The organism is Pseudomonas sp. AMR01, from assembly GCF_041946035.1.
Classification (GTDB): Bacteria; Pseudomonadota; Gammaproteobacteria; order Pseudomonadales; family Pseudomonadaceae; genus Aquipseudomonas; species Aquipseudomonas antarctica_B.
Genome location: NZ_JAUTYR010000040.1, coordinates 26,312 through 42,932, shown reverse-complemented (window position 1 = coordinate 42,932; position 16,621 = coordinate 26,312). Strand labels below are relative to the sequence as shown.

16 protein-coding genes are annotated in these 16,621 nt (G+C 59.4%); 11 read left to right on the top strand and 5 right to left on the bottom strand.

Annotated elements, in window-relative coordinates; genetic code table 11:
* Positions 1 to 212: 212 nt before the first annotated feature.
* From Q7C20_RS23250 to Q7C20_RS23235, 4 genes are all read left to right on the top strand, one after another.
* Positions 213 to 401 (top strand): YhfG family protein, encoded by a 189-nt coding sequence (locus tag Q7C20_RS23250; RefSeq protein WP_375070557.1) that lies wholly within the window; start codon positions 213 to 215, stop codon positions 399 to 401.
* Between the two features lie 223 nt (positions 402 to 624).
* Positions 625 to 948, top strand: coding sequence for a hypothetical protein (locus Q7C20_RS23245; RefSeq protein WP_375070555.1), 324 nt, complete (start codon positions 625 to 627; stop codon positions 946 to 948).
* A 552-nt stretch (positions 949 to 1,500) separates the two neighbouring features.
* Positions 1,501 to 1,857 carry a DUF1493 family protein gene (locus Q7C20_RS23240; RefSeq protein ID WP_375070563.1) on the top strand — a complete coding sequence of 119 codons (357 nt, stop codon included), beginning with the start codon at positions 1,501 to 1,503 and terminating at the stop codon, positions 1,855 to 1,857.
* Positions 1,858 to 2,019: 162 nt separating this feature from the next.
* The gene (locus tag Q7C20_RS23235; RefSeq protein ID WP_375070553.1) at positions 2,020 to 2,883 is read left to right on the top strand and encodes an EamA family transporter; all 864 of its coding nucleotides are present in this window, start codon (positions 2,020 to 2,022) and stop codon (positions 2,881 to 2,883) included.
* 56 nt (positions 2,884 to 2,939) lie between these two features.
* Here the strand turns inward: Q7C20_RS23235 and Q7C20_RS23230 are convergent, their stop codons facing one another.
* Positions 2,940 to 4,481 (bottom strand): phosphoenolpyruvate carboxykinase, encoded by a 1,542-nt coding sequence (locus Q7C20_RS23230; protein WP_375070551.1) that lies wholly within the window; start codon positions 4,479 to 4,481, stop codon positions 2,940 to 2,942.
* Positions 4,482 to 4,660: 179 nt separating this feature from the next.
* Positions 4,661 to 5,563 (bottom strand): Hsp33 family molecular chaperone HslO, encoded by a 903-nt coding sequence (gene hslO, locus Q7C20_RS23225; RefSeq protein WP_348054910.1) that lies wholly within the window; start codon positions 5,561 to 5,563, stop codon positions 4,661 to 4,663.
* Between the two features lie 104 nt (positions 5,564 to 5,667).
* On the opposite strand from hslO, the gene Q7C20_RS23220 reads away from it, so the two are divergent.
* Positions 5,668 to 6,471 carry a phosphatase PAP2 family protein gene (locus tag Q7C20_RS23220; RefSeq protein ID WP_375070549.1) on the top strand — a complete coding sequence of 268 codons (804 nt, stop codon included), beginning with the start codon at positions 5,668 to 5,670 and terminating at the stop codon, positions 6,469 to 6,471.
* 141 nt (positions 6,472 to 6,612) lie between these two features.
* Here the strand turns inward: Q7C20_RS23220 and Q7C20_RS23215 are convergent, their stop codons facing one another.
* Positions 6,613 to 7,020 (bottom strand): RNA-binding S4 domain-containing protein, encoded by a 408-nt coding sequence (locus Q7C20_RS23215; RefSeq protein WP_375070547.1) that lies wholly within the window; start codon positions 7,018 to 7,020, stop codon positions 6,613 to 6,615.
* A 116-nt stretch (positions 7,021 to 7,136) separates the two neighbouring features.
* Between Q7C20_RS23215 and Q7C20_RS23210 the strand changes: the two genes are divergently transcribed.
* From Q7C20_RS23210 to rimK, 3 genes are read left to right on the top strand one after another with little or no spacing between them, the layout of a single operon-like run.
* Positions 7,137 to 7,916 carry an EAL domain-containing protein gene (locus Q7C20_RS23210; protein WP_348054913.1) on the top strand — a complete coding sequence of 260 codons (780 nt, stop codon included), beginning with the start codon at positions 7,137 to 7,139 and terminating at the stop codon, positions 7,914 to 7,916.
* 13 nt (positions 7,917 to 7,929) lie between these two features.
* Positions 7,930 to 8,412 (top strand): ATP-dependent zinc protease, encoded by a 483-nt coding sequence (locus Q7C20_RS23205; RefSeq protein WP_375070545.1) that lies wholly within the window; start codon positions 7,930 to 7,932, stop codon positions 8,410 to 8,412.
* Positions 8,409 to 9,314, top strand: a complete 906-nt coding sequence (gene rimK / locus Q7C20_RS23200; RefSeq protein ID WP_348054914.1) for a 30S ribosomal protein S6--L-glutamate ligase — start codon at positions 8,409 to 8,411, stop codon at positions 9,312 to 9,314. Before Q7C20_RS23205 ends, rimK begins: the two co-directional genes overlap by 4 nt.
* Positions 9,315 to 9,484: 170 nt before the next feature.
* On the opposite strand, the gene Q7C20_RS23195 is transcribed toward rimK, so the two are convergent.
* Together Q7C20_RS23195 and ompR are read right to left on the bottom strand one after the other, a co-directional pair.
* Positions 9,485 to 10,798 (bottom strand): ATP-binding protein, encoded by a 1,314-nt coding sequence (locus tag Q7C20_RS23195; protein ID WP_348054915.1) that lies wholly within the window; start codon positions 10,796 to 10,798, stop codon positions 9,485 to 9,487.
* A gap of 117 nt (positions 10,799 to 10,915) precedes the next feature.
* Positions 10,916 to 11,656: a two-component system response regulator OmpR gene (ompR, locus tag Q7C20_RS23190; protein ID WP_053255745.1), complete on the bottom strand. Its 741-nt coding sequence runs from the start codon at positions 11,654 to 11,656 to the stop codon at positions 10,916 to 10,918.
* 354 nt (positions 11,657 to 12,010) lie between these two features.
* Here ompR and Q7C20_RS23185 point away from each other — a divergent pair, with 354 nt between their 5' ends.
* The 3 genes from Q7C20_RS23185 (at position 12,011) to gshA (ending at position 16,517) form a co-directional block, all read left to right on the top strand.
* Complete coding sequence (locus tag Q7C20_RS23185) at positions 12,011 to 14,335, top strand: Tex family protein (RefSeq protein WP_375070541.1); 2,325 nt, start codon at positions 12,011 to 12,013, stop codon at positions 14,333 to 14,335.
* Positions 14,335 to 14,718, top strand: a complete 384-nt coding sequence (locus tag Q7C20_RS23180) for a PaaI family thioesterase (protein WP_348056222.1) — start codon at positions 14,335 to 14,337, stop codon at positions 14,716 to 14,718. Before Q7C20_RS23185 ends, Q7C20_RS23180 begins: the two co-directional genes overlap by 1 nt.
* Positions 14,719 to 14,933: 215 nt before the next feature.
* Positions 14,934 to 16,517 carry a glutamate--cysteine ligase gene (gshA, locus tag Q7C20_RS23175; RefSeq protein WP_375070538.1) on the top strand — a complete coding sequence of 528 codons (1,584 nt, stop codon included), beginning with the start codon at positions 14,934 to 14,936 and terminating at the stop codon, positions 16,515 to 16,517.
* Positions 16,518 to 16,621 lie beyond the last annotated feature (104 nt).

Sequence of the window (16,621 nt, the reverse complement as noted above, 5' to 3'; positions counted from 1 at the left end):
ACAAGCCCGCTCGCCACGAAAGCCCTACCGACTGGTGTTTAAGCGTCTGGCTCGAATTGTGTAGATAACTATGCCTATCGCAGGCAAGCCAGCTCCCACATTTTTTAGTTCTGGGTCACTGCTAAACTATGAGTTCTGCGTTCAATTTATATCCAGTGTGCGAGCTAAGCATTGCGCTAAAGTCGAGCATTGCCACCCAGGAGTACGCGGTAATGAGCGAACCGACGTTTGAGCAAAAACAGGATCACTACCATAAGATCCGCCGATCCAATTACCTCGCCAGCCTACGCCTGGAAGGGTTCGATACCCACCCCGCCGACGTCGATCAACCCCTGCCGACCCGCGAAGCCGTTCTCGCCAAGTACCAGTCCCCCGTGACACCTCTCACTGAAAGTGACTGATCGTTCCTCACGCTCTGTGTGGGAACGATTTGAGAAACCGGCAAGCCCTTGATGAGCCGCCACTCGATAAACCATCTGTCTATTGCTCCAAATTACGCTCACTTCTAAGGTTTGCCCCGTCGCTGCCAACTCAGCGACCGGGCTTGGTCACCCGAAAAACAGCAGAGATAAACGTGCCAATTCGCTTGGCGTATTTCTTTGAATCTGTATCGGAATACCCGCAATGACAAAGCTTAATGTTCCTGGCAATCGCTATCGCCAACTGCGCACCAACTTCACCGACACCCACCCGCTCGTCATCGACACCAAAGCCACAGCAGAAGACATCCAGTGCGCCGCACACCAGCGCATCCGCGCCGCCACCGACCTACTGGAAACCTTCACCTGCCTGACCTACGAACACGCCGACCTCAAAGACATCTCTCACATCATCAATGCCCTGTACCTACTCATGCAGGACGGCTGCGATTTGCTGGAAGCTGCGCAGCACGTGCAGCTGCAACCGGCAGTCGATAACCCGTTAAATCCAAACCAGCCACATAGCTAAAACTGTGGGAGCTGGCTTGCCTGCGATGGCGTCCTCATAGGCTGTATTTCTTTACCTGAACGACTGCCATCGCGGGCAAGCCCGCTCCCACATTTGTCCGGTTTTCTCCAACAAATCCCGGTCGACCTTAAATTGCGAGAAGCCCCTGTAGGAAACCGTCCAAAGCAGCGTCATACCCTTCCCAAACTGCTTAAAACACCTGCTCTACCCCCTACATATTTTACCTTCGCCTGACTGAAACTAGTGTTCTCTCAATGCATGTCTACACGGACGAGACTTAGTCATATGGCCCTGTACCTTCAACCCGCCTTTTTTCTCCTGATGTATTTGATGCTGCATTATCAAATCAAAGCCCCCCTGGTCAGACAGCGCATCGCAATTGCCTGTCTCGTGGCAGGGCTCACGATGAATTGGCTACTGCCCAACGTGGCAGCATTCCTAAAAATGCCTTTCTTGCCTGTCTTCGTATTCTTGATAGGCTTGGCACTCTTGATCACCCGCAACAAATACCGCCGACAACGCAACCCTCACCCACTCCTGCGTGCCCCGACCATGAACCTGGCCCCTGATTTCCCTGATGACCCCGTGATGCAGCAGCTTCTGCAATTGCTGCACGAAGAAATCGGCCTGCCGAAACACAAAACCATTCGTCTCGACACTTCGCTCAACTTCAACCTGGGCTGCGACGGTGCCGAGGCCAAACAGTTCATGGATGCGCTGGAACAGGAATTTGTGATCGACCTGGGCGATTACGATGCTTACCGTTACTTTAAGCCGCCGGTGTTCGATGTGTTCCTGAAGCGGCGCGCCAGGGGCCGTGGCGATAAAGTGCCGTTGACTATTGGCATGCTGTATCTGGCGATCAAAACCCACAGCTGGGATACGCAGACTCTGGAAAACCTCAGCTAACCCAAGAGCACCGAAGATCCAAATGTGGGAGCTGGCTTGCCTGCGATAGCATCACCCTGCCAGGACTGATTCACCGGGGCGCCTGCATCACGGGCAAGCCCGGCTCCCACATTGAATTCGCGTTAACCTGGCGAGCTGCGCATAAAACAACAGGGACTTTACATGGACGTAACAATGGGCCTGCTGGCCGCCCTGCTCTGGGGCGGCACGGACTTTCTCGTGGGCCTCAACGCCCGCGCCGTCGGCGTGAAACGCGCGGTGTATTTCGGCCAAGCACTCGGTTTTTTGATCATGACCTTGCTGCTGGTCATCTTCCCGACCTTCCTGCTCAAATCCCTCAATGCCCCGTTGAGCGTGTGGCTCCTGGGCATCGCCGCCGCCCTGCTCACCGTCTCCGGCGCCCTCGCGCTGTCGAAGGCGTTCGCGTTGGGCAAAGCTGCCATCGTCGCGCCGCTGGTGACGTCCTACGGCGTGGTCACCACCTTGCTGTCGTGGGCCAGCGGTGAACACATCAGCTTGCTTCAACTCGGCTGCATCGGCGTGTGCGTCATCGGCGTAACCCTCTCCAGCCTCCACAAGGACAACGGCGCTCCCCACAACAACCCGCGCCTGTCCATCGCCTACGCCTTGCTCGCCGCGTTGCTGTACGGCACCAGCTTCTGGCTGCAAGGCCGCTACACATTGCCGGCGTTAGGGCCGATCACCATGCTGTGGCTGGGTTATCTGGTGGGCCTGTGCGTGTTGGTGGTGATGGTGCTGAAGATAAGGGACGGTTTGAAAATACCGCCGCTGAAAAATTGCGCAACGTTGACCGGCGCGAGCGTGATGAACCTGGGCGGCTTCTCGGCATTTTCGTGGGGGGCGATGGCAGGGTCTGTATCGGTGGTGACGGTGATCAGTAGATTGTCGGGCGGGATTGCGGCGATTCTAGGCTTTGTGTTTTTCAAGGAGCGGTTATCCGCCGTGCAAGTGCTGGGCGTGGTGTTGGTGCTGGTCGGCGCCGTGGTTTTGCACATCGCCCACTAACCCTTCGCGCACAAAAAAGCCGCCCCTGAGGGCGGCTTCTTCACAACAACCGAATCTTACAACTTAGGACCGGCAGCCTTGATCGCGTCGCTCACTTCAAACTTCTTGAAGTTCTCAACGAACAAACCGGCCAGCGCCTTCGCTGCTTCATCGTAAGCAGCCTTGTCAGCCCAGGTATTACGTGGGTTCAACAGGCCGGTATCAACGCCCGGAACGGCCAATGGCACGTCGAGGTTGATGGTGTCGAGGTGTTCGGTTTCAGCACCGATCAACGCGCCGCTCTGGATCGCTGCGATGACGCCGCGAGTGGTCGGAATGTTGAAGCGTTTGCCGACGCCGTAGCCGCCGCCGGTCCAGCCGGTGTTGACCAGGTAGACCTTGGAGCCGAAGCCGCGCACGCGCTTGATCAGCAGTTCAGCGTATTCACCGGCCGGGCGTGGGAAGAATGGCGCGCCGAAGCAGGTGGAGAAGGTCGACTTGATGCCGCTGCCCGAACCCATTTCAGTCGAGCCCACCAAAGCGGTGTAGCCGGACAGGAAGTGGTAGGCCGCTTGTTCTTCGCTGAGGATCGAGACGGGCGGCAGTACGCCGGTCAGGTCGCAGGTCAGGAAGATCACAGCGTTTGGCTCGCCACCGAGGTTGTGCTCGGAGCGCTTGGCAACGTGCTCCAGCGGGTAGGCCGCGCGGCTGTTCTGGGTCAGGCTGACGTTGGTGTAGTCGGCGTGCTTGGCATCGTCGATCACCACGTTTTCGAGCACGGTGCCGTGCTTGATGGCTTTCCAGATGACCGGCTCGTTCTTCTCGGACAGGTCGATGCACTTGGCATAGCAACCGCCTTCGATGTTGAACACTACGCCTTCGCCCCAGCCGTGTTCGTCGTCACCGATCAGGTAACGGCTTTCGTCGGCCGACAGGGTGGTTTTACCGGTGCCCGACAGACCGAAGAACAAGGTCACGTCGCCCGCTTCGCCAATGTTGGCAGCGCAGTGCATTGGCAGCACGTCGGCTGCCGGCAGCAGAAAGTTCTGCACCGAGAACATGGCTTTTTTCATCTCACCGGCGTAACGCATGCCAGCGATCAGCACTTTTTTCTGTGCGAAGTTGAGGATCACGCAACCGTCGGAGTTGGTGCCGTCACGCTCTGGCACGCACTCGAAGTTGGCCACGTTGAGCACTTGCCACTCATCACGACCGGCCGGGTTGTATTGGGCCGGGTTGATGAACAGGCAGCGGCCGAACAGGTTCTGCCAGGCCGTCTGGGTAGTCATTTTGACGGCCAGGTAGTGGTCTTCGGCAGCCCCTACGTGAACGTGGGAAACGAAGTGCTCTTGCGCGTTGTTGAATGCTTCTACGCGGTTCCACAGGGCGTCAAACTTGTCGGCCGGGAACTTGCGGTTGATCGGGCCCCAGGCGATTGCATCCTGGGTGGATGGCTCTTCAACAATGAAGCGGTCAACCGGCGAACGGCCAGTGCGGTGACCGGTCTCGACGACCAGCGCGCCAGTATCGGCAAGCACGCCTTCACCGCGCTGCAGGGCTTCTTTAACCAGATCGTCAACACTCAGATCGGTGTATACGGCGTTGTTGGCTTGCGTCATGAGGTTCCCCGTCGGCCTATGGCCGAGTGCTCCAAACGTTTTGTAGTAGAAAGTTGCGCACTACTACCGCGAAAAAAGTGGGCCGGATTATGCCAGAAAAGCCCAAAAAGAGTAGGGCCCTCCCGTCAGAACTGCGCTAATCCGGCGTTCGTCAGGTGATTTACCTGTGCTTAAACGTTTTAGTGGCGGGTGTCGGAAGGGGTGTCGATGCCTGCTCCGGCGAACAATTGGGCTACATCAGCAGCATCGAACAGGTAGCGCTGGTTGCAAAACTGGCAGTCGATTTCGATATTGCCGCCGTGCTCCACTACCAAATTCTGCGCATCTTCCAGGCCCAGGCTGACCAAGGCATTGGCGGAACGCTCACGCGAGCAGCTGCAACGGAAGCGCAGGCCCTGTTCGTCGAACAGGCGCACGGCTTCTTCGTGGTAGAGGCGGTGCAGGATGGTTTCGTTGTCCAGGCCCAACAGCTCTTCAGCGGTCAGGGTGCCGGCCAGTGCGGTGAGTTTGCGCCAGCTGTCGATGCGCTCGTCGTCGTCCTTGATGCGGTCCGCCGGCAATTGCTGCAACAGCAGGCCACGGGCGCGCTTGCCGTCGGCGTTGAGCCAGAACTTGGTGCCGACTTGCTGGGACATCACGAAATAATTGGTGAAGCAGTCCGACAGTGTTTCGCCGTCGAGGTCGACGATGCCTTGGTAACGCTGGCCTTCCGTCGGGTCCACGGTAATCGCCAGCACGCCGTTGGACATCAAGTCGGACAAGGTCGCGTCCGGCGCGATCAGGTCGGCATCGTAACGCGCCAGGCCACGGATTTCGCGCTCGCTGGAGCACTCGATCATCAGCATCGGAATCGGGCCGTCGGAACGGGCCTGCAATATCAGCAAACCGTCGAACTTCATGGTGCCCACCAGCAGCGCCGCTGCCGCCATCAGCTCGCCGAGCAATTGCGCGACCGGCTCCGGATAGGGGTGCTTGGCGAGGACTTCGGCATAGCTGCGCTCCAGCGAGACCAGTTCGCCGCGGGCGTCGTTCTCGTCGAAGATAAAGCGTTGGGTGAAGTCGGTATCCGGTAGATCAGTCATAGGTCTGGGTATCTGAATTGATGACAAGTTGATGACAAGCTTTATAGAATTAAACGCTTTAGCACCATTTTGGTGCAGCTTTCTAAAGTGATGGGGGACAGTTTATGAACAATCCGGGTTTGTTCCAAGCCAGGTGGAACCTCGGGCGGTGGGCCTTTTGCAATCTACTCGCAATCGCGCTGCTGTGTTTTTGGCTGTGGCCCACGGGTCAGAGGCTGTGTGTGGTTTTCGACGAGTGGCTGTTTCATCTGCTCAATGACCCGCTGGCGAGCAGTACTGCCTGGCTGCATGTGTGGGCTGTGGCCAGTTTGCGGCCATTTGATGCAGTGGTCGGGGTGATTTTGCTGACGCTGTTGATGCGCGGTGGCTGGGTGTTCAAGGCCGTGCAGGTGCGGGAGGCGTTTTTCGGGTTCTTCGGCATTTTGTTGTTGCTACTGTTTATCCGCATGCTGTTTTCCAAGCTCGCGGTGCTGATGGGCTGGCAGCACAGCAGCCCGTCGATGGTGATTAGCGGTGCGGTCCATATGAGTGAGTATTTCCCAGGCCTGGAAAAAACCTGGGAGTTGAAGGACCGTTCGAGCCAGAGTTTCCCGGGGGACCATGCGTCGGTGTTGTTGATTTGGGGGATGTTTATGACGGTGTTTGCCAAGCGCATCGGGCAGGTGCTGGTGATCTGGGGGCTGGCGCTGTTGTTCATGATGCCGAGGTTGGTGGCCGGTGCGCATTGGGGCCAGGACGACTACATCGGCGGGGTATTGCTGGCGCTGTTGGCGTTGGGATGGGGGTATTACACGCCGTTTGCGGCGATGGTGGCGGGAGCTTTGTTGCGGGTGACGGCGCCGGTGTTTGAGTTGCTCGGTAGATTGCCCGTGTTGGGGCGATTGAGCTTCATGCGCGCAGCCGCCTGACACAGCTGGCTCATGTGGGAGCTGGCTTGCCTGCGATGGCGTCAGGTCAGCCGGCAACTTGGTCACTGACCCACCGCTATCGCAGGCAAGCCAGCTCCCACATTTGGTCCGCTATGGGTGGAAGGTTTGTGCTCACTCAAGTCAGTCGTCATTGCCACTGCCGCGAAACTTGAACAAATCGCGGCGCTGCTTCTTGCTCGGCTTGCCATCGGTGGTCATGCCGGTGGCACCCGCCTTGCGCATCGCCGCCGCATTTTCGCGCTTGGCGATGCTGGCTTCGGTCTCGGCGTACAACGCCTGGGCTTCAGGCGCGCCACGGCGCACGATGGACAGCGCCTGCACCACGATGGTTTTTTCATCAAAACCGATGTGAATCTGAAACTCATCGCCGACGCGCGGTTCCTTGCCTGGCTTGCAGCGCTCGCCGCGATGGTGCACCTTGCCGCTCTCAATGGCAGCCTTGGCCAGGGCACGGGTTTTATAGAAACGCGCCGCCCACAACCACTTGTCCAAACGGACCTTTTCTTCCTCTTCGTGCTTTTGAGCCACTTGAATTCCTCGCTCTGAAAAATGTCGCAACTTTAACGTTGAAACCCTTCGACGCATAAACCCTTGAGCTCACCTAAGATACGCCAGGTAGAACCCTGATTTCGCGAGGATACGCTGTGACCGACTTTCCCACTTCACCCACCGAGCCGGGCCAGCGTTGCGTGGGCTGCCAGCAAAGCGAGCCCCTGGGTTTCGATTTTGCCTTCGCCTATCAACCTATCGTAGACCTGCGCGATCAGTCGATTTTTGCCCATGAAGCGTTGGTACGGGGTACTCACGGCGAAGGTGCGCTGTCGGTGCTGAGCCAGGTGAATGAAAGCAATCGCTACCGTTTCGATCAGCGCTGCCGCACGCAGGCAATTGCCGGGGCCGCCGCATTGGGGATGCAGTCCCACCTTTCGATCAACTTCATGCCCAATGCGGTGTACCGGCCAGAACTCTGCATCCGCAGTACGCTGGAGGCAGCCCGCGCGCATAATTTTCCGCTGGATCGGCTGATTTTCGAGACCATCGAAAGTGAGCATGTAGATAACCATCGCCATTTGATGAATATTCTGCGTGAATACCGCGAATTCGGTTTCAAGACCGCGATCGATGATTTCGGCGCGGGCTATTCAGGGCTGAATCTGCTGGCCGATTTCCAACCTGACTTGATCAAGCTCGACATGGCGTTGATTCGCGATGTCGATCAGGACCGTGTCCGCCAGGTAATCGTCCAGGGGATTGTCACAATCTGTGAGCAGTTGGGGGTTACTGTCATCGCCGAAGGCATTGAAAGTGCCGGGGAGCGCGACTTCCTGTCCGACTGCGGAATATTTCTGATGCAGGGCTACTGGTTCGCCAAGCCCGCATTCAAAGCCCTTGCCGAGGTTACACCTCAGGCTTGGGCGAATTAACCGGTTACCCATATTGAAGACATTTGACCATTTGACCGTTGTGGGTCTGCGTGAGTGGGTGGCACTTCCCGACTTGGGAGTTGCTGGCCTGCGCGCAAAGATCGACACCGGTGCCAGCACCTCCAGCCTGCATGCCACCGATATCGAGCCGTTTGAGCGCGACGGGGAGAATTGGGTGCGCTTTACCGCGCACCTGGGCAGCGTGGTGCAGCTGCGTCACCGCCGCTGCGAAGCGCCTCTGGTGACGATGAAAACCATCAAGAGCTCCAATGGCCACGCGCAGGTGCGCTACGTGATCAGCACCACACTGGCGCTGGGCGATCGGGTGTGGCGGGTGGAGTTCACCCTGGCCTGCCGCAAGGCTATGCGTTACCGCCTGTTGCTGGGTTCCAAGGCGTTGATTGACGGCCATCTGGTGGTCAGTCCCGGCGTCAAGTACGTTCAAGACAAGCCGGTGTTCCCGGTCTCCACTATTTCTGCCCCAGGTGCTGCATGAAGATCGCTGTGCTGTCGCGAAACCCGCGTCTGTATTCCACCCGCCGCCTGGTCGAGGCCGGCACCGAACGTGGCCACGAAATGGTGGTGATCGACACGTTGCGTGCCTATATGAACATCGCCAGTCACAAGCCGCAGATTCACTACCGGGGCAAGCCGCTGGAAGGCTTCGATGCGGTTATCCCGCGCATCGGCGCTTCGGTGACGTTTTATGGCTGCGCGGTGTTGCGTCAGTTTGAAATGATGGGCGTGTTTCCGCTCAATGAGTCCGTGGCCATCGCGCGCTCACGGGACAAGCTGCGCTCGCTGCAACTGCTGTCACGCCGTGGCATCGGCCTGCCGGTCACCGGTTTTGCTCACTCCCCGGATGACATTCCCGACCTGATCGACATGGTCAACGGCGCGCCACTGGTGATCAAGGTGCTGGAAGGCACCCAAGGCATCGGTGTGGTGTTGTGTGAAACCGCGACTGCAGCCGAGTCGGTGATTGAGGCCTTCATGGGCCTTAAGCAGAACATCATGGTTCAGGAATACATCAAGGAAGCCGGCGGTGCCGATATTCGCTGCTTCGTGGTGGGTGACAAGGTGATTGCGGCGATGAAACGCCAGGCCAAGCCGGGCGAGTTCCGCTCCAACCTGCACCGTGGCGGCAGCGCCAGCCTGATCAAGATCACTCCGGAAGAACGTATGACCGCGCTGCGGGCAGCCAAGGTGATGGGGTTGGCCGTGGCGGGTGTGGATATTTTGCGCTCCAATCACGGGCCGCTGGTGATGGAGGTGAATTCCTCACCTGGGCTGGAAGGGATCGAGACCACTACCGGCAAGGATGTGGCGGGGATCATCATTCAGCATCTGGAGAAAAGTGGTGGGCCGAATATGACTCGGACCAAGGGCAAGGGCTGATATACAGCCGGCTTTGGCGCAACACAAAAAAATGTGGGGGCTGGCTTGTGTGGGAGCTGGCTTGCCTGCGATAGCATCACCTCAGTATCACTGATACACCGAGGTGTCTGCATCGCAGGCAAGCCAGCTCCCACACAAGCCAGCCCCCACATTTGGATTTCTACAGATGATTAGACGGCATCTCTCGGTAGCATCAACCCAAGCGGCAACCGCACTCGCGCTTCCAGGCCACCCTCTTCCCGGTTGCGCAACTCAACATTGCCGCCGTGCATCGACGCGATTCGCCGCACGATCGCCAGCCCCAGCCCAGTACCCTTGCCGCCCCGCGCACGATCACCGCGGGTGAACGGATTGAAGATACCTTCCAGTTCAGCCGGATCGATACCCGTCCCCCGGTCCATCACGCTCAGCACCACATAAGGCGCAGCGCTGTCGCCGGAAACGTAGGCCGCCACTTCCACATCCGAACCGGCATGGTGCAATGCATTGCCAATGAGGTTGTTCAACAGACGCTTCATCGATACCCGACGCAACGCAAACGGCTGGATCGGCTCCAGGCGCATGCGCACCTGCTCGCCATTCTGGTTGTAGGGTGCGACGACCTCACGTACCAAATCCGTCAGATCGACGACCTCTACCACTTCGTCGCGGCCATCGCGGATAAACGCCAGGAATTGGTCGAGGATGGCGTCCATGTCCTCAATGTCGCGCACCATGTCGTCCGTCAGGTCGGAATGGTTGCCCATCAGCTCCAGGGACAGCCGCAAACGCGTCAGCGGTGTGCGTAAGTCATGGGACACACCGGCCAGCATCAGCTCCCGCTCGCGGCCGGCCTGTTCGACGTCCTCTGCCATCTGGTTGAACGCGCCATACACCTCGGTCATCTCGCTGGGCGTATCGCTGACGGGCAGGCGCACACTGCGCCCCTGCCCCAACTGACGGGCCGCAAACACCAGGCGTTTAAGCGGCTGGTTGAGTTGGCGGACGAAAATCCAAGCGGAGGCGGTTGAAAGCAAACCGATGGCCAGGAACCAGCCGAGCACGTTCCAGATTTTCTGCCCCCGCAGCGGGTGCGGGTACAGCGGCACTTTCAACCAATCCTGGCCCAGGCTCGGCGCACGCACCCACAACGCTGGTGACACATGCATGCGCAGCCGCACCTCGGTGTCTTCGCCCAGTTCGGCCTGCATCTGGCGCTGGTAAATTTCACTGTAGGGCCAATGCTGCTCGCCCTCCGGCACGCCCGAGCCCGCCACACGCACCAGGGTAGCGGCCTTGGCGATTTTCTCGCGGTTCTCGGGGTCGGCAGCCCAGTAGGCGCGCAGTGTCAGGGCGACACCGTGGCTGTATTGTCGATCCACCAGCACGTCTTCGTTCATCAACAGATAAACCAGTGTCAGTGCCTTGGAAAACAGAACGACGATCAGCACCAGCCAAAGGGTGCGAGAGAAAAAACTCTGGGGGAACCACAGCGGGGTTTTCATAGGAGACAGCTGGACACCTTGCAGAAACGAGCGGCGCTCGCAGAATTGCAGACGCCGGGCAGCCCGTCGACTCTCACCGAGTCAAACGCCAGGATGCCCGCCGCCGCAAATCATCGGTCACTTGGTTGCAGTGCCATCCGGCACAAACACATAACCCACGCCCCATACCGTCTGGATATAACGCGGCTTGGACGGGTCTGGCTCGATCATGCGGCGCAGACGGGAGATCTGCACGTCGATAGAGCGCTCCAGTGCGTCCCACTCCCGGCCACGGGCCAGGTTCATCAGCTTGTCGCGGGTCAGCGGCTGGCGGGCATTCATCACCAGCGCCTTGAGCACGGCAAATTCGCCAGTGGTCAGCATGTGCACTTCTTCGCCGCGCTTAAGCTCACGGGTGGCCAGCGACAGTTCGTAGTCGCCAAAGGTGACACTTTCATCTTCGCTGCCTGGCGCGCCCGGTACCGGTGCAGCCTGGCGACGCAATACGGCTTTGACCCGGGCCATCAACTCGTCAGGGTTGAACGGTTTTGCCAGGTAGTCATCAGCGCCCAGTTCGAGGCCCTTGATGCGGCTCAGCTCATCGCCCTTGGCGGTCAGCATGATGATTGGAATCTGGTTGTTCGCGCCGCGCAGGCGTTTACAGGCCGTGAGGCCGTCTTCGCCGGGCAACATCAGGTCGAGTACGACCAGGTTGAACACTTCGCGCCCCAACAGGCGGTCCATCTGCTCGGTGTTTGGCACCGCGCGGGCACGATAGCCCTTGGAGTTGAAGAAACGCTCCAGCAGGCTGCTCAGCCCCGGATCGTCGTCAACGATGAGAATTTTTTCGCCTTCAGCAGTTTGTGCAGTGCTGCTCATTAGATGCTCCTCTTATCTCGGCGCGCATTATGGCGTAGCTGCCGTTATACGCACCGTGTGCATTGTTAGCAGATTTTTCCTCCAGTGCCAGTCAACCCGCGCCCTACAACCATCGGCGAGGTCCCCCGAAGGGCAGAACGCTGGTTATAATGCGGCGCCTTTGTGGGGGACGACATCGGATAATTCCGTTCACTGCGTAGCTTTTTTTATTCCGTTCTCTGTGATTTTTACGATTTCGAGGGTCAACAGGCTGCCTCTTGACCCAGGCAGCGGCGCCAGTCGGGCCGCTCAACCAGCCTCGCAAGGCCTTGTTTTCCGGGCCTGCGAGCTGCTTTCAGAATTTCAGGTGGTTTTATGGACAGCATCAACAGCCGCATCGCCGAGGAACTCGGTGTACGCCCGCAACAGGTCGAAGCGGCCGTCGCTCTACTGGATGAAGGCTCCACAGTGCCCTTCATCGCCCGTTACCGAAAAGAAGTCACCGGCAGCCTCGACGACATTCAGTTACGTCACCTGGAAGAGCGCCTGCGTTACCTGCGAGAACTCGACGAACGGCGCATCAGCATCCTCGCCAGCATCGAGGAACAGGGCAAGCTGACCCCGCAACTGGAACGCGACATCAAGCTCGCCGACACCAAGACCCGTCTCGAAGACCTTTACCTGCCGTACAAACAGAAGCGCCGCACCAAGGGCCAGATCGCCCTGGAAGCCGGCCTGGGCGAGCTGGCAGACGGTCTGTTCAACGACCCGTCGCTGACCCCGGACACCGAAGCCGCACGTTTCATCAACGCTGAAAAAGGCGTCGCCGACGTCAAGGCCGCCCTCGAAGGCGCCAAGTACATCCTCATGGAGCGTTTCGCCGAGAACGCCAGCCTGCTGGAAAAACTGCGTACTTATCTGAAGCAGGAAGCCATCCTCAGTGCCCGCGTGATCGCCGGCAAAGAGGAAGAAGGCGCCAAGTTCCGCGACTATTTCGAACACGACGAACCGCTCAAAAGCATGCCGTCCCACCGTGCACTCGCCATTTTCCGTGGCCGTAATGAAGGCATTCTCAGCTCCGCGCTGAAGGTCGGCGACGAGCTGCCGGGCACCATGCACCCGTGCGAAGGCATGATCGGGCAACAATTCGGCATCCAGAATCAGAACCGTCCTGCGGACAAATGGCTCGGTGAGGTCGTGCGCTGGACCTGGAAGGTCAAGCTCTACACGCACCTGGAAACCGACCTGCTCGGCGAGTTGCGTGACGGCGCCGAAACCGAGGCGATCAACGTGTTCGCCCACAACCTGCACGACCTGCTGCTGTCGGCCCCGGCCGGCCCGCGCGCCACGCTGGGCCTCGACCCCGGCCTGCGCACTGGCTGCAAGGTTGCCGTGGTTGACGCCACCGGCAAGCTGCTGGACCACGCCACCGTGTACCCGCACGTGCCGCACAACAAATGGGACCAGACCCTCGCCATCCTGGCCGCCCTGTGCGCCAAGCACGCGGTAGACCTGATCGCCATCGGCAACGGCACCGCCAGCCGTGAAACCGACAAGCTGGCCGCCGAGCTGATCAAAAAATACCCTGCCATGAAGATGACCAAAGTCATGGTGTCTGAAGCGGGCGCGTCGGTGTACTCGGCGTCGGAGCTGGCCTCCAAGGAATTCCCGGACCTCGACGTGTCGATCCGTGGCGCGGTGTCCATCGCCCGCCGCTTGCAGGACCCGCTGGCCGAGTTGGTGAAAATCGACCCTAAATCCATCGGCGTCGGCCAGTACCAGCACGACGTGTCGCAGCTGAAACTGGCGCGCGGCCTGGATGCGGTGGTGGAAGACTGCGTAAACGCCGTGGGCGTGGACGTGAACACCGCTTCCGTGGCGCTGCTGGCGCGTATTTCCGGCCTCAACACCACCCTGGCGCAGAACATCGTCACCCACCGTGACGAGAACGGCGCGTTCAAAACCCGCGCCGCGCTGAAAAAAGTCGCACGCCTGGGCGAAAAAACCTTTGAGCAGGCCGCCGGTTTCCTGCGCGTCATGAACGGCGATAACCCGCTGGATTCGTCCGCCGTCCACCCGGAAGCCTATCCGCTGGTGCAGCGAATTGCCGCCGAAACCGACCGCGACATCCGTTCGCTGATCGGCGACGCCGCGTTCCTCAAGCGCCTGGACCCGAAGAAGTACACCGACGAAACCTTCGGCGTACCAACCATCACCGACATTCTGCAAGAGCTGGAAAAACCTGGCCGCGACCCGCGTCCCGAATTCAAGACCGCCGAGTTCCAGGAAGGCGTCGAAGAGCTCAAGGACCTGCAACTGGGCATGATCCTCGAAGGCGTGGTGACCAACGTGACCAACTTCGGCGCGTTTGTGGACATCGGCGTGCATCAGGACGGTTTGGTGCATATCTCTGCGCTTTCGGAGAAGTTCATCAAAGACCCGCGCGAAGCGGTGAAAGCCGGTGACGTGGTCAAGGTCAAGGTCATGGAAATCGACATTCCGCGTAAACGCGTGGGCCTGTCGATGCGCATGAGCGACACCCCGGGCGAGAAAATCGACGGTGCCCGTGGCGCCCGCCCAGGTTCGGCACCGCGCCAATCGCAGAACAACGCGCCGCGCAAAGAGACTGCAACCGCCGCGCCGAGCAACAACGCCATGGCATCGCTGTTCGCCAACGCAAAGCAGTTGAAGAAACGCTGATGGAAATTCCGGCCGGCTTGACCCAAAGCGCGTTCAGCGAACTGATCGGCTGCCGCCTCCAGCGCCTTGAAGAAGGCGTTGCCGAGGTGGCCCTGACCCTGGAGCCGCACCTGCGCAACCGCGCGGGCAAGCTCCATGGCGGGGCGATTTTCAGCCTGGTGGACATTACGATGGGGCTGGCCTGTTCCAGCGCCCATGGTTTCGACCATCAGAGCGCGACCATCGAGTGCAAAATCAATTACATCCGCGCCGTGGAAGACGGTGACGTGCTGTGCACCAGCCGCGTGATTCACGCCGGAAGACGCACATTGGTGGTCGAAGCCGACGTGTATCAGGACGAAAAACTGGTCGCAAAAGCACAAGGCACCTTCGCTGTCCTCTAGCTCCCCGCCCTCGATTTGAGTTAATTTCGGCGCTGACACAACAGCGTCGGAATTTTCTCGCCGCGCCATAGCCATATTCAAGGAGTGAAGTCGGCTTTTTCCAAAGCGAGTCAAATTGACTCAAAACCAGGCGATCACGCCAGTTTTAACTTCACCCTTGTAGACCGTCCTGCCCACCCCCATATTGGGGCGACTGACGCGTGAAGGAATCCAACTTGAGCGAACTTCTCAACCGCCGCCTGGCCCTGCTCGGCAAGCGCGAACACCTCTCCCTGCTAGAGCAATGCTTGCACGGCATCGAGCGTGAATGCCTACGCGTTACCGGTGAAGGTCGCCTGGCGCAAACGCCGCACCCGGAAGCCCTGGGCGCCGCGCTGACCAACGAATTGATCACCACCGACTACTCGGAGTCGCTGCTGGAGTTCATCACGCCTGCCCTGCCCAACCCGGCAGACACCCTGAGCAGCTTGGACAAGATCCACCGTTTTGCCTACACCAAGCTCGGCAGCGAATACCTGTGGAGCCCTTCGATGCCGTGCCCGTTGCCGGCCGAGGAAGATATTCCGATTGCCTACTACGGCACCTCCAATATCGGACAGCTCAAGTACGTGTATCGCAAGGGCTTGGCCCTGCGGTACGGCAAGACCATGCAGTGCATCGCCGGCATTCACTACAACTTCTCGTTGCCGGAAGCGCTGTGGCCGTTGCTTAAGGAGACTGACGGGTTTGTCGGCACTGACCGCGACTACCAGTCCACCGCCTACATCGCGCTGATCCGCAACTTCCGCCGTTACAGCTGGCTGCTGATGTACCTGTTTGGTGCCTCGCCGGCCCTGGACGCGGGCTTTCTGCGGGGTCGCTCGCACCAGCTGGAATCGCTGGACGCCGACACCCTGTACTTGCCCTACGCCACCAGCCTGCGCATGAGTGACCTGGGTTACCAAAGTAACGCCCAGGCCGGCCTTACGCCCTGCTACAACGATCTGGACAGCTACACCGACAGCCTGCGCGAAGCAGTGGCAACGCCTTACGCGCCGTACGTCGAAGTCGGCACCCACAAGGACGGTGAGTGGGTTCAGCTCAACACCAACATCCTGCAGATCGAAAACGAGTACTACTCCAACATCCGCCCCAAGCGGGTGACCTACACCGGCGAGCGGCCGATCCAGGCGCTGATGGCCCGTGGCATCCAGTACATCGAAGTGCGCTGCCTGGACATCAACCCGTTCCTGCCGATGGGCATCGACCTGCCGGAGTCGCGCTTCCTCGACGCCTTCCTGCTGTATTGCGCGCTGAACGACAGCCCGCTGTTTGCCGCCAACGAGTGCGGCAACGCCACTTCCAACTTCCTCAGCGTGGTCAAGGAAGGTCGCCGTCCGGGCCTGCAATTGCAGCGTCAGGGGCAGGCGGTGGACATGAAGGAATGGGCGACCGAGTTGCTGGAGCAGATCGCACCATTGGCCGCCATGCTTGATGAAAGCCACGGCATCAGCGAGCACAGCCAGGCGCTGGACGCTCAGTTGGCGAAGATCAAGGATTCGTCCCTGACCCCGTCCGCGCAGGTGTTGGCGGCAATGGCCGAGCGCAAAGAAAGTTTTGCGCAGTTCTCGCTGCATCAGAGTGAAGTGCACGCCGAGTATTTCCGTCGTGAGCCGCTGGCTGCCGAGGAACAGGCACGTTTTGAGGAACTGGCGCGTAAATCGCTGGCGCAACAGTCGGAGCTGGAGCAGAACGAAGTGGGCGACTTTGATGTGTTTGTCGGGTCGTACCAGGCGAGCATTTTGGCGATTAGTAACTAAAAGCCGAACGCGGTTCAATGTGGGAGGGGGCTTGCTCCCGATAGCGGAAAATCAGTCACTCATGCATTGACTGAAAGGCCGCCATCGGGAGCAAGCCCCCTCCC